21 protein-coding genes and 5 tRNA genes are annotated in these 23,896 nt (G+C 67.7%); 16 read left to right on the top strand and 10 right to left on the bottom strand.

Features of this window, described 5'->3' with window-relative positions; all coding sequences use genetic code 11:
• The first annotated feature begins 72 nt into the window (after positions 1 to 72).
• Positions 73 to 2,658, top strand: coding sequence for a magnesium-translocating P-type ATPase (gene mgtA, locus GH664_RS13910; protein WP_228111517.1), 2,586 nt, complete (start codon positions 73 to 75; stop codon positions 2,656 to 2,658).
• A gap of 5 nt (positions 2,659 to 2,663) precedes the next feature.
• Here the strand turns inward: mgtA and GH664_RS13905 are convergent, their stop codons facing one another.
• A complete protein-coding gene (locus GH664_RS13905; protein WP_153168675.1) occupies positions 2,664 to 3,245 on the bottom strand; it encodes a DNA-3-methyladenine glycosylase I in 582 nt (193 codons plus the stop codon).
• 198 nt (positions 3,246 to 3,443) lie between these two features.
• Here GH664_RS13905 and GH664_RS13900 point away from each other — a divergent pair, with 198 nt between their 5' ends.
• On the top strand, positions 3,444 to 4,523 hold the full coding sequence (locus GH664_RS13900; protein WP_153168674.1) for a 3-deoxy-7-phosphoheptulonate synthase: 1,080 nt from the start codon (positions 3,444 to 3,446) through the stop codon (positions 4,521 to 4,523).
• A complete protein-coding gene (serB, locus tag GH664_RS13895; RefSeq protein WP_153168673.1) occupies positions 4,520 to 5,353 on the top strand; it encodes a phosphoserine phosphatase SerB in 834 nt (277 codons plus the stop codon). Before GH664_RS13900 ends, serB begins: the two co-directional genes overlap by 4 nt.
• A gap of 147 nt (positions 5,354 to 5,500) precedes the next feature.
• Here the strand turns inward: serB and GH664_RS13890 are convergent, their stop codons facing one another.
• The gene (locus GH664_RS13890; RefSeq protein WP_153168672.1) at positions 5,501 to 6,217 is read right to left on the bottom strand and encodes an ABC transporter ATP-binding protein; all 717 of its coding nucleotides are present in this window, start codon (positions 6,215 to 6,217) and stop codon (positions 5,501 to 5,503) included.
• Between GH664_RS13890 and GH664_RS13885 the strand changes: the two genes are divergently transcribed.
• Entirely contained in the window at positions 6,201 to 6,824 is a 624-nt protein-coding gene (locus GH664_RS13885; protein ID WP_153168671.1) for an arylesterase, read from the top strand. The two genes, GH664_RS13890 and GH664_RS13885, sit on opposite strands and share 17 nt — an antisense overlap.
• A 21-nt stretch (positions 6,825 to 6,845) precedes the next feature.
• On the opposite strand, the gene selD is transcribed toward GH664_RS13885, so the two are convergent.
• On the bottom strand, positions 6,846 to 7,886 hold the full coding sequence (selD, locus tag GH664_RS13880; RefSeq protein ID WP_153168670.1) for a selenide, water dikinase SelD: 1,041 nt from the start codon (positions 7,884 to 7,886) through the stop codon (positions 6,846 to 6,848).
• A gap of 49 nt (positions 7,887 to 7,935) precedes the next feature.
• Between selD and mnmH the strand changes: the two genes are divergently transcribed.
• Positions 7,936 to 8,985, top strand: a complete 1,050-nt coding sequence (gene mnmH / locus GH664_RS13875; protein ID WP_153168669.1) for a tRNA 2-selenouridine(34) synthase MnmH — start codon at positions 7,936 to 7,938, stop codon at positions 8,983 to 8,985.
• A gap of 36 nt (positions 8,986 to 9,021) precedes the next feature.
• Here the strand turns inward: mnmH and GH664_RS13870 are convergent, their stop codons facing one another.
• Positions 9,022 to 9,564 carry a bifunctional 2-polyprenyl-6-hydroxyphenol methylase/3-demethylubiquinol 3-O-methyltransferase UbiG gene (locus tag GH664_RS13870; protein WP_153168668.1) on the bottom strand — a complete coding sequence of 181 codons (543 nt, stop codon included), beginning with the start codon at positions 9,562 to 9,564 and terminating at the stop codon, positions 9,022 to 9,024.
• Positions 9,565 to 9,794: 230 nt separating this feature from the next.
• Between GH664_RS13870 and GH664_RS13865 the strand changes: the two genes are divergently transcribed.
• From GH664_RS13865 to GH664_RS13815, 11 genes are all read left to right on the top strand, one after another.
• A complete protein-coding gene (locus GH664_RS13865; protein ID WP_153168667.1) occupies positions 9,795 to 11,108 on the top strand; it encodes an ATP-binding protein in 1,314 nt (437 codons plus the stop codon).
• 165 nt (positions 11,109 to 11,273) lie between these two features.
• Positions 11,274 to 13,961: a bifunctional acetate--CoA ligase family protein/GNAT family N-acetyltransferase gene (locus GH664_RS13860; RefSeq protein WP_153168666.1), complete on the top strand. Its 2,688-nt coding sequence runs from the start codon at positions 11,274 to 11,276 to the stop codon at positions 13,959 to 13,961.
• Between the two features lie 5 nt (positions 13,962 to 13,966).
• A complete protein-coding gene (locus tag GH664_RS13855) occupies positions 13,967 to 14,815 on the top strand; it encodes a D-hexose-6-phosphate mutarotase (RefSeq protein ID WP_153168665.1) in 849 nt (282 codons plus the stop codon).
• A gap of 183 nt (positions 14,816 to 14,998) precedes the next feature.
• A complete protein-coding gene (locus GH664_RS13850; RefSeq protein WP_153168664.1) occupies positions 14,999 to 17,353 on the top strand; it encodes a Tex family protein in 2,355 nt (784 codons plus the stop codon).
• A gap of 16 nt (positions 17,354 to 17,369) precedes the next feature.
• Entirely contained in the window at positions 17,370 to 17,741 is a 372-nt protein-coding gene (locus GH664_RS13845) for an ArsC family reductase (protein WP_153168663.1), read from the top strand.
• Between the two features lie 5 nt (positions 17,742 to 17,746).
• A complete protein-coding gene (locus GH664_RS13840) occupies positions 17,747 to 18,610 on the top strand; it encodes an Hsp33 family molecular chaperone HslO (protein WP_153168662.1) in 864 nt (287 codons plus the stop codon).
• Positions 18,611 to 18,718: 108 nt separating this feature from the next.
• Positions 18,719 to 19,495 carry a septum site-determining protein MinC gene (minC, locus tag GH664_RS13835; RefSeq protein ID WP_153168661.1) on the top strand — a complete coding sequence of 259 codons (777 nt, stop codon included), beginning with the start codon at positions 18,719 to 18,721 and terminating at the stop codon, positions 19,493 to 19,495.
• Between the two features lie 31 nt (positions 19,496 to 19,526).
• On the top strand, positions 19,527 to 20,339 hold the full coding sequence (minD, locus tag GH664_RS13830; RefSeq protein WP_153168660.1) for a septum site-determining protein MinD: 813 nt from the start codon (positions 19,527 to 19,529) through the stop codon (positions 20,337 to 20,339).
• A gap of 1 nt (position 20,340) precedes the next feature.
• Entirely contained in the window at positions 20,341 to 20,601 is a 261-nt protein-coding gene (gene minE / locus GH664_RS13825) for a cell division topological specificity factor MinE (RefSeq protein WP_153168659.1), read from the top strand.
• Positions 20,602 to 20,611: 10 nt separating this feature from the next.
• A tRNA-Leu gene (locus GH664_RS13820) sits at positions 20,612 to 20,696 on the top strand.
• An 87-nt stretch (positions 20,697 to 20,783) separates the two neighbouring features.
• Entirely contained in the window at positions 20,784 to 21,257 is a 474-nt protein-coding gene (locus GH664_RS13815; protein ID WP_153168658.1) for a DUF1178 family protein, read from the top strand.
• A 52-nt stretch (positions 21,258 to 21,309) separates the two neighbouring features.
• Here the strand turns inward: GH664_RS13815 and GH664_RS13810 are convergent, their stop codons facing one another.
• The 6 genes from GH664_RS13810 to pgsA form a co-directional block, all read right to left on the bottom strand.
• Complete coding sequence (locus GH664_RS13810) at positions 21,310 to 22,488, bottom strand: alkaline phosphatase family protein (protein WP_308445456.1); 1,179 nt, start codon at positions 22,486 to 22,488, stop codon at positions 21,310 to 21,312.
• A gap of 61 nt (positions 22,489 to 22,549) precedes the next feature.
• A tRNA-Gly gene (locus tag GH664_RS13805) sits at positions 22,550 to 22,625 on the bottom strand.
• Between the two features lie 50 nt (positions 22,626 to 22,675).
• Positions 22,676 to 22,751, bottom strand: a tRNA-Gly gene (locus tag GH664_RS13800).
• A 155-nt stretch (positions 22,752 to 22,906) separates the two neighbouring features.
• A tRNA-Cys gene (locus GH664_RS13795) sits at positions 22,907 to 22,980 on the bottom strand.
• A gap of 73 nt (positions 22,981 to 23,053) precedes the next feature.
• A tRNA-Gly gene (locus tag GH664_RS13790) sits at positions 23,054 to 23,129 on the bottom strand.
• Positions 23,130 to 23,194: 65 nt separating this feature from the next.
• The gene (pgsA, locus tag GH664_RS13785; RefSeq protein WP_153168656.1) at positions 23,195 to 23,773 is read right to left on the bottom strand and encodes a CDP-diacylglycerol--glycerol-3-phosphate 3-phosphatidyltransferase; all 579 of its coding nucleotides are present in this window, start codon (positions 23,771 to 23,773) and stop codon (positions 23,195 to 23,197) included.
• Positions 23,774 to 23,896: the final 123 nt, after the last annotated feature.

Raw genomic sequence — 23,896 nt, 5'->3', positions numbered from 1 at the left:
GTGAGGCCTGCCCGGCTCGGCAGTGAGCGGACGGGCTCGACCGCTACGGTGCGAGAGGAGAACGGGGGGCAAGTGCAGGACTCACTCGACAATCTGCCGTACTGGAGCCGCGACGCCGACGATCTGATGGCCGCGCAGGGCAGCGCACACGATGGCCTGGCCAGTGCCGAGGCCGCGCGCCGGCTGCTGCAGCACGGCCCCAATGCGGTCGAGGACCGCGACGAACAGACCGCCCTGCGCCTGTTGCTGCGCCAGTTCGAGAGCCCGCTGGTGCTGATCCTGGTGTTCGGCGCCGGCGTATCGCTGTGGCTGCGCCAATGGGTGGATGCGGGCATCATCCTCGCGATCGTGCTCGGCAGCGCGCTGCTCGGCTTCGCGCAGGAGTACCGCGCCTCGGTCGCCATCGCTGCGCTGCGCCGGCGGCTCGCGCTCACCGTGCAGGCCTGGCGCGATGGCGCGCAGGTGACGATCCCGGCCGCCGACGTCGTGCCCGGCGACGTTGTCCAGCTTGCCGCTGGCAGCCTGGTGCCGGCCGACGGCGTGATCCTGGAGGGGGTCGATTTCCTCGTCACCGAAGCCAGCCTCACCGGCGAATCCTTCCCGGTGGAAAAGCGCCCCGGCGTGCTGCCGGCCGACACCCCGCTCGCCGCGCGCAGCAACATGGTCTTCCTCGGCACTTCGGTGCGCAGCGGCACTGCGCGCATGCTGGTGATCCAGACCGGCCGCGGCACCGAGTTCGGCGCCATTGCCGCCCGCCTGAAGGCGCGCGAGCCCGAAACCGAATTCGCGCGCGGTGTGCGCCAGTTCGGCTACCTGCTGGTGCGCATCATGATCGTCATGGTGGTGTTCGTGCTGATGGTGAACCAGGCGCTGGGACGGCCGCTGATCGAATCGCTGCTGTACGCGGTCGCGCTCGCCGTGGGCATCTCGCCCGAACTGCTGCCGGCCATCGTCAGCGTCACGCTGTCGCGCGGTGCGCGCACCCTCGCCAGCCGTGGCGTGATCGTGCGCCGGCTGGAAGCCATCGAGAACCTTGGCAGCATGGACGTGTTGTGCACCGACAAGACCGGCACGCTGACGGAAGGCGTGATCACGCTGGTGGCGGCGGTCGATGCGGCCGGCGCCGACTCGGCGACCGTGCAGCGCCTGGCCTGGCTCAACGCCGCAAATGAAACGGGGATCGCCAATCCGCTCGATGCCGCCATCGTCGCGGCCGGCGAGCGCGCGGGGCTGCAGACAGGCGACGCCATCAAGATCGACGAGATCCCCTACGACTTCCACCGCAAGCGGCTGACCATCGTCGTCGCCGAGCACGACGCGCCCGGCCGCCACCGGCTCATCACCAAGGGCGCCTACGCGCAGGTGCTGGACGTGTGCTCGTCACTGGCGGTCGATGGCAGCGAGCGCGCCCTCGACGACATGCAACGCGAGCGGCTGGATGCGTATTTCCGCCGCTGCGGCGAAGATGGCTACCGCGTGCTCGCCGTCGCCACCCGTGTGCTCGAGGCCCGCCCCACATACAGCCACGCCGACGAATGCGACCTTTGCCTCACCGGCTTCCTGCTGTTCTCCGACCCCCCCAAACCCGACGCTGCGCGCACCATCCGCAACCTCGCCCGCCTCGGCTGCCGCACGAAGATCATCAGCGGCGACAACCGCTACGTCACCGCCCACCTTGCGGACAGCATCGGTCTTGACCCGCAGGCGATGCTGACCGGCCCGCAGATCGCGCAGCTCACCGACGAATCGCTGTGGCATCTGGCCGAACGCACCGACCTGTTCGTGGAAGTCGACCCGCAGCAGAAGGAACGCATCGTGCACGCGCTGCAGCGCACCGGGCACGCGGTGGGCTATCTCGGTGACGGCATCAACGACGCCGCCGCGCTGCACGCCGCCGACGTCGGCATCTCGGTCGAAGGCGCGGTCGACGTGGCGCGCGACAGCGCCGACGTGGTGCTGCTCAAGAGCGACCTCGGGGTGCTGCGTACCGGCGTCGAGGAAGGTCGCCGCACCTTCGCCAACACGCTCAAGTACATCTCGATCACCACCAGCGCCAACTTCGGCAACATGGTCAGCATGGCGCTCGCCACGCCGCTGCTGCCCTTCCTGCCGCTGGCGGCAAAGCAGATCCTGTTGAACAATTTCCTGTCCGATCTGCCGTCGATCGCGATCTCCACCGACCGCGTCGACCGCGAGCACATCACCCGCGTGCAGCGCTGGAACGTCGCCGAAGTAAGGCGCTTCATGCTCGTGTTCGGGCTCATCAGCAGTGCCTTCGACCTGCTGACCTTCTTCGTGTTGCTGAAGGTCTTCGATGTCGGCGAAGGGCTGTTCCAGACCTCGTGGTTCGTCGTGTCGGTGCTGACCGAGCTCGCCGTGGTCCTGGTGCTGCGCACGCGCCATGTCGCCTGGCGCAGCGCGCCCAGCCGACTGCTGCTGGGAGCGACGATCGCCGTCACGCTGACAGCGCTGATCCTGCCCTACATCCCTGGCGTCGCGGCCGCCTTCAGCTTCACACCCCCCGGCGCCGCGCTGCTCGTCACCCTGCTGGTCATCGTGCTGGGCTATGTCGTCAGCACGGAAGTCGGCAAGCTCCTGTTCTTCCGTCGGCACGCCCTGCCGCAGCGCCGGCGGCATGCCGCCGCCCCGGATGCCTGAGCACCTCAAACGGCGGAAGGGAGATCGCGGATCTCCGCATAGCGGAAGCACGTGACAAGGTGGTCATTGACCATGCCGACCGCCTGCATGAATGCATGGCAGATCGTCGGGCCGACGAAGCGGAACCCGCACCGGCGCAATTCCCGACTCATCGCCTGGGACTCGGCCGTACTCGCCGGCACCTCTGCCAGGCTGGCCCAGCCGCCGTGCCGCGGTCGGCCGTCGACGAAGCGCCACAGGAAGGCGTCCAGCGAGCCAAACTGCGCGCGGACGTCCAGCGTGGCACGCGCGTTGGCGATAGCGGATTCGACCTTCAGGCGGTTCCGCACAATGCCGGCGTCGCCCAACAGGCGCTCGACATCCTGCACTGTGTAGCCGGCCACGCGTTCGGCATCAAAACCGTCGAAGGCGCGGCGGTAATTGTCGCGCTTGCGCAGGATGGTGATCCAGTTGAGGCCTGCCTGCGCCCCCTCCAGGATCAGCATCTCGAACAGGTGCCGGTCGTCATGTGCCGGAACGCCCCATTCGCGGTCATGGTAGTCGACGTAGAGGGGGTCGGTTCCGCACCAGTCACAGCGTTGTTTCATCGTCCGGCTCCGGCAGGAATGCAGATGGAGATGCTGGATGAGGAGGCGCACATCGCCCCCCACGCGCATCGTGCGCACATGGTAATGCCGCGCGCTTCGACACCCCAGCCGGCGCTCGCGCGGCGCGTGCGGACCGGACAGTCGCCCGGTCGGGGAGTTACAATGCCCGTTTTTCAGGCAGCACACCGGAGTCAAGCAATGTCCGTCGCACAGACCGAGAACCTCAACATCGCCTCATTCGACCACATGCCCTCGCCCGACGAGATCAAGGCGCGCGTGCCGCTGTCCGAGCGTGCCGCGGCGTCGGTGCTGGCCGGTCGCAAGGCGCTGTGCGACATCCTGGACCGCAAGGACGACCGCCTGTTCGTCGTCGTCGGTCCGTGCTCCATCCACGATCCGGTGGCCGGCCTGGACTACGCCCGCCGCCTGAAGGCGCTGGCCGACGAGGTGTCAGACACGATGCTGCTGGTGATGCGCGTCTATTTCGAGAAGCCGCGCACCGCCACCGGCTGGAAAGGCTTCATCAACGACCCCTACATGGACGACTCCTTCCGCATCGACGTCGGCATGGAGCGCGCCCGGCGCTTCCTGCTCGATGTGTGCGAAGTCGGCCTGCCGACCGGCACCGAGGCGCTGGACCCGATCGCGCCGCAATACTACGGCGACCTGATCTCGTGGACGGCGATCGGCGCGCGCACCTCCGAATCGCAGACTCACCGCGAGATGGCCTCCGGCCTGTCGACGCCGGTGGGCTTCAAGAACGCGACCGACGGCGACCTAGAGGTGGCGATCAACGCCATCATCTCGGCCTCCAACCCGCATAGCTTCCTGGGTATCAATTCCAGCGGCGAATCCTCCATCACCCGCACCCGCGGCAACCGCTACGGACATGTCGTCCTGCGCGGCGGCGGCGGGCGGCCGAACTACGACACGGTGTCGATCTCGCTCGCTGAGAAGGCGCTCGCCAAGGCCAAGCTGCCGCTCAACATCGTCGTCGACTGCTCGCATGCCAACTCGTGGAAGAACCCCGACTTCCAGCCGCTGGTCATGAAGGACGTGGTGCACCAGATCCGCGAGGGCAACCAGTCCGTCGTCGGCCTGATGATCGAGAGCAACCTCGTCGCCGGCAACCAGCCCATCCCCGCCGATCTGTCGCAACTGAAGTACGGCTGCTCGGTCACCGACGCCTGCGTGGGCTGGGACACCACCGAAGAGATGATCCGCAATGCCGCCGCCGTGCTGCGCGAGGCGCGTGCGCGCCGGGAGCGGGCTGCATGAGCCTGGTGGTGCTGGGCGAGGACGTCGACAACCTCGCATTGAAGTCGATCGCCAAGCTGACGGACGCGCGCGCGATCGAGCAGATCACGCCGCAGTCCTTCCGCCTCGTCGATGCACAGCAGCATGATGCGCTCGCCGCGCGCTGCGCCGAGGCCGCGCTGGATTTCGCCTGGGTGCCGGACGGGCGCAAGCTGGCCGATTTCGGCCTCTTCGTCACCGACATGGACTCGACGCTGATCAACATCGAGTGCATCGACGAGATCGCCGACATGCAGGGCCTCAAGCCCCAGGTCGCGGAGATCACCGAGGCGGCGATGCGCGGCGAGATCGACTTCTGCGAGTCGCTGACGCGGCGCGTGGCGCTGCTGGCAGGCCTGCGCGAGGAGGCGCTGGGCGAGGTGTACGAGCAGCGGCTGCAGCTCAACCCCGGTGCCGAGCGCCTGATGCGCGGCCTGCAGCGCGCCGGCATCCGCACGGTGCTGGTCTCGGGCGGCTTTACCTACTTCACCGAGCGCCTGCAGCAGCGCCTCGGCTTCGACCACGCGTATTCCAACCTACTGGAGGTCGCCGACGGCCACCTCACCGGTCGCGTCGTCGGCGACATCGTCGACGGCAAGGCCAAGGCGGCGCATCTGCTGCGCATCCGCGACGAGCTGGGCCTGACGCCCGATCAGGTGATCGCCGCCGGCGACGGCGCCAATGACATCCCGATGCTGCGCGCAGCCGGCTTCGGCGTGGCATTCCGCGCCAAACCGGTGCTGCGCGAAGTGGCGCAATGCTGCCTCGACCACCGCGGCCTGGACGGCATCCTGGAGCTGTTCGCAAGCTGACTGCCTGACGTGGCGGTCAAGCAACGAGACTCCATGCCATCGCTGTAGGAGCGGGCTTGACCGCGACCTGCACGGTCAATCGCGGTCAAGCCCGCTCCTACAGGAAATCGCGCCGCCGATCCAGCACAGCCATCTCGATACCATGCGTCACGCCACCTGCGGCGGTGCCTCGACCAGGTGGCCGGCGCTCATGCGCAGCACGCGCCCGCAGCGGCGCGCGAGCGACTCGTCGTGCGTCACCAGGATCAGCGTCGTGCCCACCTCGCGGTTGAGGCGGAAGATCAGCTCGATGATGGAACGTCCGGTTTCGGCATCCAGGTTGCCGGTCGGCTCGTCGGCCAGCAGCAGGCGCGGATGGGGCGCGAAGGCGCGCGCCAGCGCCACGCGCTGCTGCTCGCCGCCCGACAGGTGCTTGGGGTAATGGCGCAGGCGGCCGCCCAAGCCGACACGCTCCAGCCACTGTGTGGCGACCTCCCTCGCATCGTCCGCACCGGCCAGCTCCAGCGGCAGCATGACGTTCTCCAGCGCGGTGAGCGCCGGCAGCAACTGGAAGGACTGGAACACGAAGCCGATGGCCTCGCCGCGTAGCACCGCGCGGGCGTCCTCGTTCAACGCGAAGAGGTCGGTGCCGGCAAGCCGCACCGTGCCCGCATCGGGAACGTCCAGGCCGGCGAGCAATCCCAGCAGGGTCGATTTGCCCGAGCCGGATGCGCCGACGATGGCGACCGATTCGCCCGCACGCACCGCAAAGTTCACATCCTGCAAAATGTGCAGCACGCCTTTGCCGTCGGCCATCGGCACCTGCCGGGACAAGCCGGCCACCTCGATGACCGGAATGGAGTATTCGATGCCGCTGCGATCCATCGCCACCTTCCTGTTCCTGCTGCTGTTCGCCGGTGCCGCGCCGGCGGCCTCGATCCTGGTGTGGGGCGACAGCCTGTCGGCCGGTTACGGCCTCAAGCCCGGCGAAGCCTGGCCCACCCTGTTGCAGACGCGCCTAGCACGCGAAGGGTTCCGCCATCAGGTGGTGAACGCCAGCGTCTCCGGCGAAACGTCGGCCGGCGGTCGTTCGCGCCTGCCTGCGGCGCTCGCCGAGCACAAGCCCGCCATCCTCATCCTGGAACTGGGCGCCAACGACGGCCTGCGCGGCCTCAAGCCCGACCTGCTGGCCGACAACCTGCGCGCGATGATCACCGCCGCGCAGCAGGCGGGTGCCCGCGTGCTGCTCGTCGGCATGCGCATGCCGCCCAACTACGGCCCGGCCTACACCCGCCGCTTCGCCGACACCTTTGCCGACGTCGCCCGCACGCAGAAGGTGGCCCTGGTGCCTTTCCTGATGGATGGCTTCGCCGACCGCCCGGAGCTGTTCCAGGCCGACGGCATCCATCCCACCGCACAGGCTCAGCCGCTGATCGTGGACACCGTGTGGCAAGGGCTCAAACCCCTGCTCCCACCCGCCGTCCGCCGCTGAGCGCCTCCCGCCGCAGCCTCGTCAGACGACGCGGACGCGAGGCTCGCCGGCCGCCATGCTGCCGACCACCGTTCCCGCTTCGCCCTGCACGCTGCGGATCGCTGCCTGCACGGCCTGCACCGCTTCCGGCGCGCAGGCGATCAGAAGGCCGCCCGACGTCTGCGGATCGGTGACGAGCTTGCGCTGCCATTCGGGCGCGTCCGCCGGCAGGCTCACCGAGGTACCGTAGCTTGCCCAGTTGCGCGCGGACGCGCCGGTGGCGACGCCGTCGCGCACCAGCCGTTCCGCTTCCGCGATCAGCGGCAGGTCGGCGAAGCGCACCGTGGCCTCGAGGCGGGCACCGCGGCACATCTCCAGCAGATGGCCGGCGAGGCCAAAACCAGTGACGTCGGTCACCGCATGCACCGCGTCGATGTCCGCCAGCAGCGCGCCGGCGCGGTTCAGCGTCGTCGTCCAGCGCAGCATCTCGGCGTAGCCCTCGGCCGAAAGCAGGCCTTTCTTGAGCCCCGCGGAGAGGATGCCGATGCCCAGCGGCTTGCTCAGGATCAGGACATCGCCCGGCCGCGCGCCGGCGTTGGTCTTGACCTTGGCTGGATCGACCACGCCGAGGCCGACAAGGCCGTAGATCGGCTCGAGCACGTCGATCGAGTGTCCGCCCGCCACCGGAATGCCCGCCGCGCGGCAGACCTCGGCACCGCCCTGCAGGATGCGGCCGATCACCGCCGGCGGCAGCTTGTCGAGCGGCATGCCGACCACCGCGAGCGCGAACAGCGGCGTGCCGCCCATCGCGTACACGTCCGACAGCGCGTTGGTCGCGGCGATGCGGCCGAAGTCGTATGGGTCGTCCACGATCGGCGTGAAGAAGTCGGTGGTGGCGACGATGGCCTGGCGCTCGTTGAGCCGATAGACTGCCGCGTCGTCAGCGGTATCGGTGCCGACGAGCAGGTCGGGGGGCATGAGGCCGGCAGGCATGGTGGCGAGCAGCTCCGTGAGCACGCCCGGCGCGATTTTGCAGCCGCATCCGCCGCCATGGGAGAATTGCGTCAGTTTGATTTGATCCATGAGCGAGGAAACGCGCCGGGGCAGGCGATTCGCCCAGCGCGAGAAAATGATGAGAAAAGGCGTCGCGACCGTAGCACAGCTCCACGAGTTTGACGAGATCATCGATGCGCGCACGCCGCTGGAGTTCGCCGAGGACAGGATCCCTGGCGCGATCAACCTGCCGGTGCTCGACAACGAGCAGCGCGTCATCGTCGGCACGATCTACAAGCAACGCTCGGCCTTCGAGGCGCGGCGGCTGGGCGGCGCGCTGGTGGCCGAGAACATCGCCCGCCACATGCTGGACCCGCTGAGCGACAAACCGAAGAACTGGCGGCCGCTGATCTACTGCTGGCGCGGCGGCCAGCGCAGCGGCTCGTTCGCCACCTGGCTGCGCATGGTGGGCTGGGACGCCTGCCAGCTCGAGGGCGGCTACAAGGCCTTCCGCCACCACGTCATCGCCGAGCTCGAGCGCCTGTCGCCTGCCCTGCCCTTCCGCGTCGTCTGCGGGCCCACCGGCAGCGGCAAGACGCGGGTACTGGAAGCCCTCGCCCGCCTGGGCGCGCAGGTGCTCGATCTGGAAGACCTGGCCGCGCACAAGGGCTCGGTGCTGGGCTCACTGCCCGATCGCGGCCAGCCGCCACAGAAGTCCTTCGAAACCTCGATCTGCATGAAGCTGCTGCGCTTCGATGCCACCCGGCCGGTTTTCGTCGAAGCCGAGAGCCGCAAGATCGGCCGCGTGTTCGTGCCCGAACCGCTGATCCTGGCGATGCGCCGCGCGCCCTGCATTGCCATCGATGCCAGCCGCGATGCCCGGCTGGAGTTCCTCGTGCGCGACTATGCCTACCTCGGCGACGACATCGCCCGCCTGCACCGCAGCATCGACCACCTGGCCGACCTGCAGAGCCGCGACACCATCGCACGCTGGAAGGAGCTGGCCACTGCCCACGCCCTGCCCGAACTCTTCGCCGAGTTCATCGACAAGCACTACGACCCGCTGTACCGGCGCTCGCAGAACAGCAACTACGCCGGCTTTCCCACGGCGCCACGCATCGACACCGACGACCTGTCGCCGCAGGGCATCGACGCGCTGGCTGCCCGCATCCTCGACGTCACGTTGTAATTGCCATGCGTCACGGCACGCACCACCGCTGAATGCTCAGGGCAGCACGCCCACCTGGCCGCCGCCCTTGATCGCGCACACGCGCTGCACCACTGCAGGTCGCGGTTCGCGCACCTCGCCCTGCTCGAAGGCGACAATGCTCCAGCCCTCGGCCAGGCGTTGCAGCATCTCGCCCGGCGCAAGCAGAAAATCCGGGTTGCTCGGCTTGCCAAAGCGCTCGTTGCCCAGCATGAAGGTCTCGTAGATCAGCACACCACCGAGCGACACCAGTTCGAGCAGGGGCGCCAGGCGCGGGCGAAACAGGTAGTTGGTGACGACCACCGCGTCGAAGCGTCGGCCGCCGTAGGGCCACACGCCATGTTCGAGATCGGCGTGGCGGGTATGCACATGCGGCACGCCCTGCAGCAGTTCCAGCGCCACGCCGTCGCGATCCACCGCCTCCACCCGGAATCCGCGCTGCGCCAGCCAGCGCGCATGCCGGCCACCGCCACAGGCGTAGTCGAGCACTTCACCGCCGGCGGCGATCAGCGGCGCAAAACGAGTGACCCAGGGCGAAGGGGAAGCCAGGCTTGCATGCATTGGAGCTCGTCCCATATGGGTGCGATGGTGGCAAGAGGGTGGACGCACAGGGCAGATCACGGCGCCACGACCACGAACCGAGGTGGACGCGGGCCTTGCGGCAGCGCTCATTCCGCTCATTCTATTGAGCGGGCGTCGAAATGTGTGGATGTGCTAGATTCCCGCATGTCTGAGCACGCCGTCGTCTTCTTCATCCTCCTGCCCGGGCGGAACATCCGCCCAAGCATGTCATGCTGAGCCCGGACATCGCCCCACTCGCCCTCGCCGCGCTGCCTGTCGTTGCCGTGCTGGGCTTTTTCACGGGCCGGCGTGCCGCGGCACGCGTGTCCGCCCATTCGCCCGCCCATTCGCCCGCCATCTCCCCCCCCAGCGGCACCGATGACGAGGCCGCGATCGAGGCCCACAGCCTGCGCACGCTCAACCGCGCCCTGCAGGACAGCCAGGAGCGCTACCGGCAGATGGTGGAGTCGGTCAGCAGCGTCATCTTCCGCGTGGACGGTTCAGGCAGGCTGGTCTTCCTCAATTCGGCCTGGAAACGCCTGTCGGGCTTCGACGTCGCGCACAGCCTGGGGCGGCCGTTGATCGACTTCCTGCACCCTGACGACCGCGACACGGCACGCGAGCGATTCGCCGCGATCATGCGCGGCGATGCGCGCGCCTGCACCTGCCAGTTGCGCCTGCGCACGCGCGAGGGCGAAATGCGCTGGGCCGAGCTCGCCGGCCGGGTCATCGACGACGAGACCGGCGATGAACCCAGCCTCACCGGCATCATCGATGACATCTCGGCGCGCAAGGTCGCCGAGCTGACGCTGCGCAACCTCAACCAGGAGCTCGAATCCCGGGTGCGCGCGCGCACGGCGGAGCTGGAAGCCTCGAACCGCGAACTCGAGGCATTCTCCTATTCGGTGTCGCACGACCTGCGCGCACCGCTGCGGGCCATCGACGGCTTCGCCCACATCCTGGAGGACGACCTGGCGGACCGCCTGGACGACACGAGCCGCGACCACCTCGGGCGAATCCGCAAGGCCTGCGAGCGCATGGCCAATCTGATCGACGCACTGATCAGGCTCGCCACGCTCGCCCGCCAGCCATTGAACAGGGAGACCTTCGACTTGTCCGAACTGGCGCTGCCCATCATCGACGAACTGCGCGCTGAGGAGCCCGCACGGCTCGCCGAGGTCGAAATCACGCGCGGTCTCGTCGTCAGTGCCGACAAGGTGCTGATGCACACCGTGCTGGAGAACCTGCTGCGCAATGCCTGGAAATTCACTGCGCGCGAATCGGTGGCGCGCATCGCCCTCGGCGCGACACACGAAGGCAATCGGGTGATCTTCCATGTGGAAGACAATGGCGTCGGCCTCGACATGGCCCATGTCGGCCAGCTCTTCCGTCCGTTCCAGCGGCTGCACAAGTCGACCGACTTTCCCGGCACCGGCATCGGCCTCGCCACCGTGCAGCGCGTCCTGGAGCGTCACGGCGGTTCGATCTGGGTGGATTCGCGTCCCGGCGGTGGCGCGCGTTTTCGTTTCACCTTGGGACATTGAAGCGAAATGCCGCCCGCCGCAGGCAATCCGCCGCGCTGAATGTCGCACTGGCAATAAAACTCGCCGTGGCGCGCTTGTGCAGCGCAGTATAATTTCCCGACCCTGAATGACGCTTCAGGCGACACGATCGCCACCGGCAATAACAAACCCTCGCGGGGCCACACCATGAACGAAAAGCACTACCTCTCTCCGCTGCTCGAACCTGCCTCCGTCGGCATCATCGGCGCGAGCGAACGCGAATCCTCGCTGGGCGATGTGCTCATCCGCAACATGCTGGCCGCCGGCTACAAGGGCAAGCTGTTCGCCATCAATCCCAAATACGAGCACGTGCACGGCGTGCCGTGCTTCAAGTCGATCGAGGAAGTGCCACAACGCCTGGACCTGGCGGTGATCGCCATCCCGGCAGAGAAGACGCCGGCCGTCGTCGATGCCTGCGGGCGCGCCGGCGTGAAGGCCGTCATCGTGCTGTCGGCCGGCTTCTCGGAGGCCGGGCCGAGAGGCGCCCTGCTCGAGCGCCAGGTCATGGACGCGGCGCGTCGGCACCGCATCCGCCTGCTCGGCCCCAACTGTTTCGGCGCGATCCGGCCGCAGCTCGGCCTCAACGCCACCTTCGCCCATGCCGGCGCCGTGAAGGGCACGATCGGCCTGATCTCGCAGTCCGGCGCACTGTGCGCCGCGATCCTGGACTGGGCCAAGCCGAACAACGTCGGCTTTTCCGCCGTCGTTTCGCTTGGCACCTCGTCGGACATCCATTTCGGCGAAGTGCTCGATTTCATGATTTCCGACCCGCGCACCGAAAGCATCTTCCTGTACGTGGAAGGCGTGCGCGACGCGCGCCGCTTCATGAGCGCGCTGCGCGGTGCCGCCCGCGTCAAGCCGGTGCTGCTGATAAAGGCCGGGCGCCACCCGGACGTGTCGCGCGCGGTGCTGTCGCACTCGGCCTCGTCCTTCGGCGACGACGCGGTCTTCGACGCCGCGCTGCGCCGCGCCGGCGTGATCCGGCTGTACAACATGGGCCAGCTCTTCGCCGCCGCCAACGCGCTGTTCACGCAGTTCCGCCCACGCGGCAACCGGCTCGCGATCATCACCAATGGCGGTGGCCCGGGCGTGATGGCAGCCGATCGCGCGGTGGATATCGGCATTCCGCTCGCCGAGTTCTCCGACAGCACGATGGAGAAGCTCAATGCAGTGCTGCCGCCGAGCTGGTCCCACGGCAACCCGGCCGACATCCTTGGTGATGCCGACCCCGAGCGCTACCGCAAGGCAGTGCAGGCAGTGCTCGAGGGGCCGAACGTCGACGGCGTGCTGGTGATGCTGACGCCGCAGTCGATGACCAACCCGACCGGTGTCGCCGAGGCGATCATCGAACTCGAGAAGAAGGCCGACAAGCCGGTGGTCACCTGCTGGATGGGCGAGGAACTCGTCGCCGAAGGCCGCACCCGGTTCATCGAGGCTGGCATCCCCACCTTCCGCACCCCGGAGCCGGCGGTGGAGCTGATGAGCCACATCTCGGCCTATTACCGCAACCAGAAGCTGCTGATGCAGACGCCGGCCTCGCTGTCGCACCTGTCGCCGCCATCCATCGAAAGCGCGCGGCTGGTGATCGAAATGGCGCTCGGCGATCATCGCAAGAAGCTCAACGAGATGGAGTCGAAGGCGCTGCTGGCCGCCTTCCGCATCCCCATCGCGCAGACGGTGGTCGCGCGCTCGGCGGCCGAAGCCATGGTCCTTGCCGCGGAGATCGGCCTGCCGGTGGTGATGAAGATCGATTCGCCAGCCATCACCCACAAGTCGGACGTGGGCGGAGTGCGCCTGAATATCCGCAGCCTGGCTGCAGTGCGCTCCACCTATCAGGAGATCATCGACGAGGTGAAGAAGGCGCAGCCGGACGCCGCCATCAACGGCATTGCCATCGAACCGATGATCCAGAAGCGCAACGGCCGCGAGCTGGTCGTCGGCGTCCGCCGCGACCCGGCTTTCGGCCCGGTCATCACCTTCGGCGAGGGCGGCAACAACGTCGACGCCAACCCCGAGGTCGCCATCGCACTGCCGCCGCTGAACAGCTTCCTGGTCAGCGACATGATCCGCTCCACCCGCATCGCGTCCCGCCTGGGCGAGTTCCGCAACATGCCGGCGGTGGATATGGAGGCGCTGGAATTGGTGCTGCTGCGCGTGTCGGAAATGGTCTGCGAGCTGCCGTGGATCACCGAATTGGAGATCAACCCGCTGATCGTCGACGAGAACGGCGCGGTGGCGGTCGATGCCCGCATCAAGGTAGAGAACATCTCGCCCACCGCGGATCGCTACGACCACATGGCGATCCACCCCTACCCGCAGCACCTGGTGAGCACGTGGACGGTGCCCGACGGCACCACGGTGACGATCCGCCCGATCAAGCCGGAAGATGCCGATCTCGAAGTCGACTTCATGAGCCGGCTGTCGCCCGAGACGAAGTACTACCGCTTCATGAACACGATGCGCGAGATGCCGCCGGCGATGGTCGCGCGCCTCACCCAGATCGACTACGATCGCGAGATGGCCTATGTCGCCACGCTCCCCGTCGATGGCCGGGAAAGCGAGATCGGCGTGTGTCGCTATGCGGTCAATCCCGACGGTGAATCGTGCGAATTCGCCGTCGTGGTGGTCGACGACTGGCAGCACCGCGGCCTCGCGCGCAAGCTGATGGGCGTGCTCATCGAGACAGCGCGCGACCGTGGCCTCAAGTTCATGAACGGCATCTTCCTCGCCAACAACGAGCGCATGCTGAAGTTCGTGCAAAAGCTGGGCTTCGTGCTGAGCAACGACCCGGACGACAGCACGATCAAGGTCGGCGTGCTCACCCTGCAGGATTGAACGCGATGCCGGCAGCCATCGAGACGATCGACTTCCATGGCCAGCCCGCACTGCGGCTGGCCACCGCCGCGGGCGCGAAGGCCATCGTGCTGCTGCAGGGCGCCCAGCTCGTATCGTGGACGCCGCCCGGCGGCGCCGAGCGCCTGTATCTCAGCGGGGAGGCCGTGTTCGACGGCGCCAGCGCGGTGCGTGGCGGCGTGCCGGTGTGCTTCCCGCAGTTCGCCGCGCGCGGCCCGCTGCCGCGCCATGGCTTGGTGCGGACGATGCCATGGTCGGTGCAAGCCGAACGCACCGGCACCGACTTCGCGCTGGTCACCCTGCGCTGCACCGACACCGCCGACACGCGCGCACTGTGGCCGCACCGCTTCGCCGCCGAACTGACGATCGCCATCGAGGAGAGCCGGCTCGACCTCGAACTCGAGATCGTCAATGAGGACGACAAGCCGCTCGCCTTCACCGCCGCCCTGCACACCTACCTGCGCCTGCGCGAAGTCGAGGAAACCCGCATCGAGGGTCTGTACGGCATCGACTACGAGGACAGCACCGACGACGGGCGCACGCGGCGCGACTCCGGCGACGTACTGCTGATCGAAGACGAGATCGACCGCATCTACCGCGACGTGCCGCGCCCGCTGCTGGTGCGCGAATGCGACCGCAGCCTCGGCATCAACCAGGACGGCTTCCGCGACGTGGTGGTGTGGAACCCGTGGGAAGAACGCTGCGCCGCGCTGCCCGACATGCCCGACCGCGACTTCCGCCACATGCTGTGCGTGGAAGCCGGGGCGGTGCACCAACCCATCGAGCTCGACCCCGGCGCAAGCTGGTGGGGGCGGCAGACACTGGTCGCGCTCTGAACCGTTCGCGCCTGCGTGGGTGCGAGCGCACCCCTGCCTTCCGAGCAGCGACCGCCGCGATCGGGCGGGCGCTGCCCTTCGCACTTGTTCCACGCGGCCGCTTGCTGCAACATCCCGCCCTTCCTGCCCCCGATCGCGGGGCCCGTCCCTGAAACACCGCCCACCCATGGGCGCACCGCATCCATGCTGCCTCCCATCGAATACCGCATCGCCGAAGAGCTCGGCGTCTCCCCCCGCCAGGTCATCGCCGCCGTGCAACTGCTGGACGATGGCGCCACCGTGCCCTTCGTCGCCCGCTACCGCAAGGAAGTCACCGGCGGCCTCGACGACACCCAACTGCGCACGCTGGAAGAACGCCTCGGCTACCTGCGCGAGCTGGAAGACCGCCGCGCTACCGTGCTCGCCTCCATCGACGAACAGGGCAAGCTCACGCCCGAACTGCGCGCCGACATCGAGAACGCCGACACCAAGCAGCGCCTCGAAGACCTCTACCTGCCCTACAAGCCCAAGCGCCGCACCAAGGCCCAGATCGCACGCGAGGCCGGCATCGGCCCGCTGGCGGAAGCCCTGCTAGCCGACCCGAGGCTCACGCCCGAAACCGAGGCGGAGAAATTCCTCAACGCCGAGGCCGGTTTCCCGGACGCGAAGAGCGTGCTCGAAGGCGCGCGCCAGATCCTGATGGAGCAGTTCGCCGAGGACGCCACGCTGCTCGGTGAACTGCGCGACTACCTGCACGAGCATGGTGACGTACGTTCGACGGTGATCGAAGGCAAGGAAAACGAGGGTGCGAAATTCCGCGACTGGTTCGACTTCCGCGAGCCCATCGCGAAGATGCCTTCGCACCGCGCGCTCGCGCTGCTGCGCGGGCGCAATGAAGGCGTACTGCGCCTGACGCTGGACGTCGAGCGCCCGGAGGCTGAGTCTGTCCCGCCTCCGCCGCATCCCTGCGAAGGCCGCATCGCCGCGCGCTTCGGCATCCGCAACCAGGGCCGCCCCGCCGACCGCTGGCTGGCCGACACCGTGCGCTGGACCTGGAGCGTGAAGATCTCCATCCACCTCGAGCTCGAGCTGATGAACGAGCTGCGCGAACGCGCCGAGGAAGAGGCAATCCGCGTCTTCGCCCGCAACCTCAAGGACCTGCTGCTCGCCGCGCCGGCCGGCAGCCGGCCGACGATCGGGCTCGATCCCGGCATCCGCACCGGCGTCAAGGTGGCGGTGGTCGACGCTACCGGCAAGCTGGTCGACACCACCACCATCTACCCCTTCGAGCCGCGCCGCGACCGCGAATCCTCGCTCGCCGCGCTGGCGATGCTGGCGAAGAAGCATGCGGTGGAGCTGATCGCCATCGGCAACGGCACGGCTTCGCGTGAGACCGACGCGCTGGCCGCCGAGCTGATGCAGCGCCACCCCGAGCTCAAGCTCACCAAGGTGGTGGTGTCGGAAGCCGGGGCCTCGGTGTATTCGGCCTCGGAGCTGGCCGCGCGCGAATTCCCCGATGTGGATGTGTCATTGCGCGGCGCAGTGTCGATCGCCCGCCGCCTGCAGGATCCGCTGGCTGAGCTGGTGAAGATCGATCCCAAGTCGATCGGTGTCGGCCAGTACCAGCACGACGTGAACCAGGGCCGCCTGGCGAAGAGTCTGGACGCGGTGGTGGAGGATTGCGTGAACGCGGTCGGCGTCGACGTGAACATGGCCTCTGCGCCGCTGCTGGCGCGCATCTCGGGCCTCAATCCCACACTCGCCGCCAATATCGTCGAATACCGCAACGGCAACGGCCCCTTCCGCAACCGCGCGGCGCTCAAGGACGTGCCGCGCCTCGGACCCAAGACGTTCGAGCAGGCTGCCGGCTTCCTGCGCATCCCGAACGGCGACAATCCGCTCGACGCCTCCTCCGTCCACCCCGAAGCCTATCCGGTGGTCGAACGCATCCTGGACCGCGTGAAGAAGAGCGTGCGCGAGCTGATGGGCAATGGCGGCTTCCTGAAGTCGCTGAAGCCCGCCGAATTCACCGACGAACGCTTCGGCCTGCCCACGGTGCAGGACATCCTGTCCGAACTCGAGAAACCCGGCCGCGACCCGCGGCCCGAGTTCCGCACCGCCAGCTTCCGCGAAGGCATCGAAACGCTGAAGGATCTGCAGCCGGGCATGTTGCTCGAGGGCGTGGTCACCAACGTCACCAACTTCGGTGCCTTCGTCGACATCGGCGTGCATCAGGACGGCCTGGTGCATATCTCGGCGCTGTCCACCACCTTCGTGAAGGATCCGCACAGCGTGGTGAAAGCGGGCCAGGTGGTGAAGGTGAAGGTGCTCGAGGTCGACATCCCGCGCAACCGCATCGCGCTGACGATGCGCCTCGCTGACGAGCCGGCGCGCCAGCCGGCACGCGACGCCCGCGGTCACGACGCCCGCCCGCGCGCCAACGCTGGTCGCGATGCGCAGCGCTCGCCGGGCGCGGGCGCGCGTCGCGAGCAGGGCGAGCGCCGCCCGGCAGCCGGCGGCGCGCTCGCCGAAGCCTTCGCGCGTGCGCGCGGCAAGTAAGGGAGTGCGCACGAACATGGACACCGTGATCTACGGCATCAAGAACTGCGACACGATGAAGAAGGCCTTCGCCTGGCTGGACGCGAACGCCGTGCCCTACCGCTTCCACGACTACCGCAAGATCGGCATCGACGCCGACACGCTGCGGCGCTGGTGCGCGCAAACAGGCTGGGAGGCGTTGGTGAACAAGCGCGGCACCACCTGGCGCAAGCTGTCGCCCGAGCAGCAGGCGATCGCCGACGAGCACGCCGCGATCGCGCTGATGCAGGCCCAGCCCAGCCTGATCCGCCGGCCGGTCATCGAATGCGCGTCGGCCCCTGGCGGCGCGCTGCAACTGCTCATCGGCCTCGACACCGATCTTTACGCGCGCTGCCTGCACAAGGAATGAACGTCATGAACGAGCGCAAACCCACCAGCTACGTGCAACGCTTCCTGCTCGAGGAGCTCGACATCCGCGGCGCGGTGGTGCATCTCACCGATGTCTGGCAGGCGATGCAGGCCGACCGCAACTACGCACCGGCCGTCGCCCGCCTGCTGGGCGAGATGAGCGCGGTGTCGAGCGTGATCGCCGGCAACCTGAAACAGCCCGCGCGCCTCACTTTCCAGATCACCGGCCACGGCCCGGTGAGCCTGCTCGTCGTCGACTGCTCGGAGAGCCTCAACCTGCGCGGCTACGCCAAGGCCGAAGGTGCGCCGCAGGGCGGCACGCTCGCCGACCTGGTGGGCGATGGCCGCCTGCAACTGTCGCTCGACATCGAAGGCCTCGACCAGCCCTACCAGAGCCTGGTGCCGCTCGAGGGCGCCAGCATCGCCGAGTGCTTCGAGCACTACCTGGTGCAATCGGAACAGCAGCCCGCCGGCCTGTGGCTGGCCAGCGACGCGCACGCGGCGGCAGCGCTGTTCGTGCAGAAACTGCCCGGCGCCGACCTCAAGGACATCGACGGCTGGTCGCGGGTGCAACAACTGGCGCAGACGGTGCGTGCCGACGAGTTGCTCGGCCTGCCCGCCGAAGCGCTGCTCGGCCGCCTCTTCGCCGAGGAATCGGTGCGAGTGTTCGAGCCGCGCGCGGTGACGCACGACTGGCCGGCCGATCCGGAAAAGATCGCGAACATGCTGCGCGCCCTGGGCGAAGACGAAGTGCGTACCCTGCTCGCCGAACACGGCGAAGTGGTGGTCCACGACGACCTGTCGAACCACACCTACCACTTCGACACCGCCGACGTCGACGCGCTGTTTCGTCCGCCAACGTTGCATTGATCAGGGCTCGAACCCGCCAGCAGCGAGCGCTCCGGGGTGACATTCGCGCTGCTTGCCCCGGCGCCCCCTCGTCAGTACACTCCCTTGATTTTGAAGACCGTTCCGCCCATGTCCGCACCCGCGCCCGCCCGTCAGATCGAGTTCCGCAACACGACGCTCGGCGCCACACTTGCGCTGGTCCAGGCAGTCGAACCGGCCGCCCTCGCCGACGACATGCACAAGATGCTTGGCGGCATGCCGGACTTCTTCAACGGCGAATCGCTGATCCTGGATTTCTCCGCCGTCGTGCAATGGCCCGAGCGCATCGACTGGCCCGGCCTGCAGTCGCTGATGCGCCGCTACCGCCTGCAGCCGATCGGCGTGTGCAGCCTGCCCGACGGCCTCGCCGCCGACGCGCAGCGCGCCGGCCTGGCCGTGATGGACAGCGCGATCCTGCGTGACCGCCCCGCCGAGCCCGCCCGCGCGCCGGCGCCGCCCCAGCCGCAGGCCGTCGCGCCTGCAGCGGCGCCTGCGGCTGCGCCGCCCGTTGCACCCACTGGGGCCGCAACCATGTACCTGGACCGCAACCTGCGCTCCGGCCAGCAGTTCTACGCCCGCGGCGCAGACCTCGTCGTCATCGGCAGCGTCAGCCCCGGTGCCGAGATCATCGCCGACGGCAGCATCCACTGTTACGGGCCGCTGCGCGGCCGCGCCATCGCCGGCGCCCAGGGCGACCACGGCGCACGCATCCTCGCCACCAACTTCGGCCCGGAGCTGGTGTCGATCGCCGGCGTTTACCGGACTTTCGAAGGCGGCATTCCCGCCACCTTCGCCGGCAAGCCCGCCCAGGTGCGGCTGACCGGCACCGAACATACGCTCACCATCGAATCGCTGCAGCTCGACTGAGACAGCAAAACAAATTCTTCAGGGGGAAACCGTGAGAGTCATCGTCGTAACGTCCGGCAAGGGCGGCGTAGGCAAAACCACCACGAGCGCGGCGTTTGCCTCGGGGCTCGCCCTGCGGGGGTTCAAGACGGCCGTCATCGACTTCGATGTCGGCCTGCGCAATCTCGATCTCATCATGGGTTGCGAGCGCCGCGTGGTGTATGACCTGGTCAACGTCATCAATGGCGAAGCGCGCCTGAACCAGGCACTGATCAAGGACAAGCACTGCGAGAACCTGTTCGTGCTCCCCGCCTCGCAGACGCGCGACAAGGATGCCCTGACCGAGGAAGGCGTCGAGACGGTGCTGAAGGAGCTCGAGCACATGGCCTTCGACTACGTGGTGTGCGACTCGCCCGCCGGCATCGAGCGCGGCGCGGTGATGGCGCTGACCTTCGCCGACGAGGCGATCATCACCACCAACCCTGAAGTGTCTTCGGTGCGCGACTCCGACCGTATCCTGGGCATCCTGCAGTCCAAGTCCAAGCGCGCGCGCGAGGGCAACGAGGCAGTCAAGGAGCATCTGCTCGTCACCCGCTACTCGCCCAAGCGCGTCGAGGACGGCGAGATGCTGTCCTACAAGGACGTGCAGGAGCTGCTGCGCGTGCCGCTGCTGGGCGTGATTCCCGAATCGGAATCGGTGCTGCATGCCTCCAACCAGGGCATGCCGGCCATCCACCTCAAGGGCACGGACGTCGCCGAGGCCTACGCGGACGTCGTCGCCCGCTTCCTCGGCGAAGATCGTCCCCTCCGCTTCGTCAGCTACGAGAAGCCCGGCCTGATCAAGCGCCTTTTCGGAGGCAAGTGACATGTCCTTCCTCGCCCGCCTCTTCGGCGAAAAGAAGAAGACGGCAGAGATCGCGAAGAACCGCCTGTCGCTGCTGATCGCGCACGAGCGCGCCAGCAACAGCCCGGCGGCCGACTTCCTGCCTGCGCTGCAGCGCGAGCTGATCGAAGTGATCTCGAAGTACGTCGCGGTGAACCCGGACGACATCAAGGTCCAGCTCGAGAAGCAGGACAACTACGAGGTGCTCGAGGTCAACATCGTGCTGCCGGAGCAGCCACGCTGACGCAGAAACCGCCCGGATGGTGAAATTGGTAGACACAAGGGACTTAAAATCCCTCGGCTTCGGCTGTACGGGTTCGACCCCCGTTCCGGGCACCATCTCGAATCACGGCGGTCGACCCAATGACGCCCTCAATGGCGTTTCGTCCCGTCCCTAGTTCGTACTTCGCCGGCGCCAACTGATCCGTGATCGTCCTCGACCTCTGCTGCGACAAGGAACACCGTTTCGAAGGCTGGTTCGGCTCTGCCGAGGCCTTCGCGGATCAGCTTGCGCGCGGGCTCGTCGAATGTCCGGCTTGCGCCTCGCACGCGGTACGCCGCCTACCCAGCGCCCCCTACGTCCAGACGCGCCATGCGGCCCCGCATGCCGCGCCATCCGCAACCCCAGCCGCGAGCCGCACGATGCCGGCGGCGCCACCACAACCCTCGCCGCCGGTGACACTGGAAGCGGCTGCCGCCATGCTGTCCATGCTGCGCAAGCTGGCGCGCGAGGCCGAGGACGTGGGCGCCCGGCTGCCGGAAGAGGCGCGCAAGATGCATCAAGGTGAAATCGAAGCGCGCAACATCCGCGGCGCCGCCTCGCGCGAGGAGGTGGAGGAGCTCCTCGAGGAAGGCATCATGCTGATGCCCGTGCCGCCGATGGAGGAAGACCTGCACTGACCGCCGCCAGCCGTGCATGCGGCAGCGGCGACGTCTGCACGCGGCACCCGGTTCAAGGCGCGGAGCGGATCAGCGGCACCCACATCTCGTCCGCGCTGAGCCCGCCATGCACGCCGATCATCGCGTGCGGCTTCTCACCTTCCACCGTATCGACCAGCGTCCAGCCGCGCTCCATCAGCAGCACCCGATCGCCCACCCGCTCGCGGAGACGCCTGTTGGGCTTGCCCGGCCCCAGCAGCCCCGACTCGAGCACCGCCTTGCCCGGCAGCGCCACGGCCTTGCCTTGCAGTTCTGTCGCCGCCCAGGCGTCGAATTCGCCCTCCGCCCCTTTCCTGAGCGCGCAGAAGGCCGCCCGGCGCTCGCCGAACAGGGGCGCCGCGAGCATCTGCGCGACGGCCGAGCCGGGTTCGATCGACACGACCTTCTCGGGTGGCGCATCGATGAAGCCGTGGTCGGCAGTGGCCAGCAACACCGCGCCGCTGTCGCGCAGGGCCACGCTCAGCGCGCCGAACAGGGTATCGATGCGGGCGAAGACCGACAGCGCCTGTGAGGAATGGGCGCCGTAAGCGTGGCTGATGGCGTCGAACACCGGGTAGTAGGCATGCACCAGCCCGCCGACACCCTGCAACACTGCCGCTGCCTGCAGGATTGCCGGTCCCAGCTCGTCGAGCCCCTTGTAGGGCAGGATGCGCGCGCCGCGCGAGTGATGCCGGGAAAAGCGCGACAGGGCGAGGTCGGCAGGCGACAGCACGGTGACGGGCCTTTGCGCGCCGCGGAACATCGAGTCGTAGGGAAACAGGCGAGAAGTCAGGCGAAAAGCATCGACCGGCCCATTGCCACGCTGCAGCAGCGGTAGCGGCGCGATCACCCCACCGAAGCGCCGGTCGTGGATGAACCAGCCGTTCAGGCCATGCTCGGCCGGCGACAGGCCGGTGTGCAGCAAGGTGACGGCGCTGGCGGTGGTGCTGGGGAAGACCGAGCTCATGGGGCGAACGCGGTGCGCGAGCAGCGTGGAGCCGCTGCCATGGCGCGCCAGGAAACCGTCGCCCAGGCCGTCGATGATGAGCAGCACGACGACCGTTCGCGCCCCCATGCCGATACCGGCCTGTGGCCAGGCGGCACCGGGCTCGCGAAGCCAGTCGCGCAGCCCGCGCGCAAACCCGTACAAGCCATCGGCGCCGTAATCGGGCAGGACGACATCGCGCGGCGCGATGGGGAGCTGGATCTGCATGGGCATGACCCCAAAAGCACGAAGCCGGATGAGCGCTTTGCACTCATCCGGCTTCGGATGCTGGAGCGGGAAACGAGTCTCGAACTCGCGACCTCAACCTTGGCAAGGTTGCGCTCTACCAACTGAGCTATTCCCGCGTTGTACTGCTGGCCGGATGAAATACCACGCTCATCCTGCACGAAAAACTTGGAGCGGGAAACGAGTCTCGAACTCGCGACCTCAACCTTGGCAAGGTTGCGCTCTACCAACTGAGCTATTCCCGCTCGGGAAAGAGCCGGCATTTTAGCCGATCTTGTCACGCTGTCAACGATTTCGCCTCGAAAAGCGGCAAACCGCCACGAACCGCGCGCTACGCCTCCCCGTGGGGAAAACCAGAAAAAGATAAAGCCCGCTGCGGGCGGGCTTTATCTTTTTCTGCTGGAGGCGCGACTCGGAATCGAACCGGGGTACACGGCTTTGCAGGCCGCTGCATAACCACTCTGCCATCGCGCCATGAACTGCTTGCCGGCGGCCGGTGAATCCGGCCTGCCGATGGAACGAGCCTGACGCTCGACCCGGAAAACAGTGGAGCGGGAAACGAGTCTCGAACTCGCGACCTCAACCTTGGCAAGGTTGCGCTCTACCAACTGAGCTATTCCCGCTCGGGAAAGACCGCAATTATAGACAGCGAATAACCGGTGTCAACCAGGAATGCGATCAGCAGCGATCATTGCTCGGCATCGTGCTGCGTCAGCAAGGGCAGCGCGCGATGCAGGTAGTAGCCCATCGACCACAGCGTGAGCGCCGCCGCAATGTAGATCAGGATGCTGCCGAGCAGGCGCACGTCGAACGAGAGCACCGGCGCGTCGAACAGCAGCAGCGGAATGGCGGCCATCTGCGCAGCGGTCTTGAGCTTGCCGACGTAGGCGACGGCGACGCTGGCCGAGCGCCCCACCCTGGCCATCCACTCGCGCAGCGCCGAAATCGTGATCTCGCGGCCGATGATCACCACCGCGATGATCGCATCCACGCGCGCAAGCTGGACAAGCACGATCAGTGCCGCCGCCACCATCAGCTTGTCCGCCACCGGATCGAGGAAGGCACCGAAGGCGGACGTCTGTTTCAGCGCCCGCGCGAGATAGCCGTCGAACCAGTCGGTGACCGCCGCCACGACGAAGAACAGGGTCGCGAGCTCGTTGCGGTGCGTCACCGCCATCCAGCTTTCGGGCAGGTAGAAGATGCCGACGAACAGCGGAATCAGCGCAATGCGCGCCCAGGTCAGGGAGTTGGGGATATTGAATGGCATGCGGCGCAGCGCGACTTTTCGTCTTTGATCCGGCCGCAGTATATCAGCGGCCAGGGTGCGCATCCTCGCGCGGGGTGGATGGCATGTGCCGTGGGCTGGATCCAGGCGGCAAGGTGCAGCCGG

Source organism: Thauera sp. 2A1 (genome assembly GCF_009469595.2).
Lineage (GTDB): Bacteria > Pseudomonadota > Gammaproteobacteria > Burkholderiales > Rhodocyclaceae > Thauera.
Note: the sequence above shows the minus strand (reverse complement) of the source record. Positions and strands in the feature narration are given on the sequence as shown.

Bases quoted from the DNA above. Each gene is read 5' to 3' on its own strand.
- GH664_RS13865 (WP_153168667.1), top strand. From the start codon at position 9,795: ATGCTGAGCCCGGACATCGCCCCACTCGCCCTCGCCGCGCTGCCTGTC.
- minC (WP_153168661.1), top strand. From the start codon at position 18,719: ATGTCCGCACCCGCGCCCGCCCGTCAGATCGAGTTCCGCAACACGACG.
- GH664_RS13840 (WP_153168662.1), top strand. From the start codon at position 17,747: ATGAACGAGCGCAAACCCACCAGCTACGTGCAACGCTTCCTGCTCGAG.
- GH664_RS13855 (WP_153168665.1), top strand. From the start codon at position 13,967: ATGCCGGCAGCCATCGAGACGATCGACTTCCATGGCCAGCCCGCACTG.
- GH664_RS13900 (WP_153168674.1), top strand. From the start codon at position 3,444: ATGTCCGTCGCACAGACCGAGAACCTCAACATCGCCTCATTCGACCAC.
- GH664_RS13885 (WP_153168671.1), top strand. From the start codon at position 6,201: ATGCCGCTGCGATCCATCGCCACCTTCCTGTTCCTGCTGCTGTTCGCC.
- mnmH (WP_153168669.1), top strand. From the start codon at position 7,936: ATGAGAAAAGGCGTCGCGACCGTAGCACAGCTCCACGAGTTTGACGAG.
- GH664_RS13905 (WP_153168675.1), bottom strand. From the start codon at position 3,245: ATGAAACAACGCTGTGACTGGTGCGGAACCGACCCCCTCTACGTCGAC.
- GH664_RS13870 (WP_153168668.1), bottom strand. From the start codon at position 9,564: ATGCATGCAAGCCTGGCTTCCCCTTCGCCCTGGGTCACTCGTTTTGCG.
- GH664_RS13810 (WP_308445456.1), bottom strand. From the start codon at position 22,488: ATGCAGATCCAGCTCCCCATCGCGCCGCGCGATGTCGTCCTGCCCGAT.
- GH664_RS13890 (WP_153168672.1), bottom strand. From the start codon at position 6,217: ATGGATCGCAGCGGCATCGAATACTCCATTCCGGTCATCGAGGTGGCC.
- pgsA (WP_153168656.1), bottom strand. From the start codon at position 23,773: ATGCCATTCAATATCCCCAACTCCCTGACCTGGGCGCGCATTGCGCTG.
- serB (WP_153168673.1), top strand. From the start codon at position 4,520: ATGAGCCTGGTGGTGCTGGGCGAGGACGTCGACAACCTCGCATTGAAG.
- minE (WP_153168659.1), top strand. From the start codon at position 20,341: ATGTCCTTCCTCGCCCGCCTCTTCGGCGAAAAGAAGAAGACGGCAGAG.
- GH664_RS13860 (WP_153168666.1), top strand. From the start codon at position 11,274: ATGAACGAAAAGCACTACCTCTCTCCGCTGCTCGAACCTGCCTCCGTC.
- GH664_RS13845 (WP_153168663.1), top strand. From the start codon at position 17,370: ATGGACACCGTGATCTACGGCATCAAGAACTGCGACACGATGAAGAAG.
- selD (WP_153168670.1), bottom strand. From the start codon at position 7,886: ATGGATCAAATCAAACTGACGCAATTCTCCCATGGCGGCGGATGCGGC.
- GH664_RS13850 (WP_153168664.1), top strand. From the start codon at position 14,999: ATGCTGCCTCCCATCGAATACCGCATCGCCGAAGAGCTCGGCGTCTCC.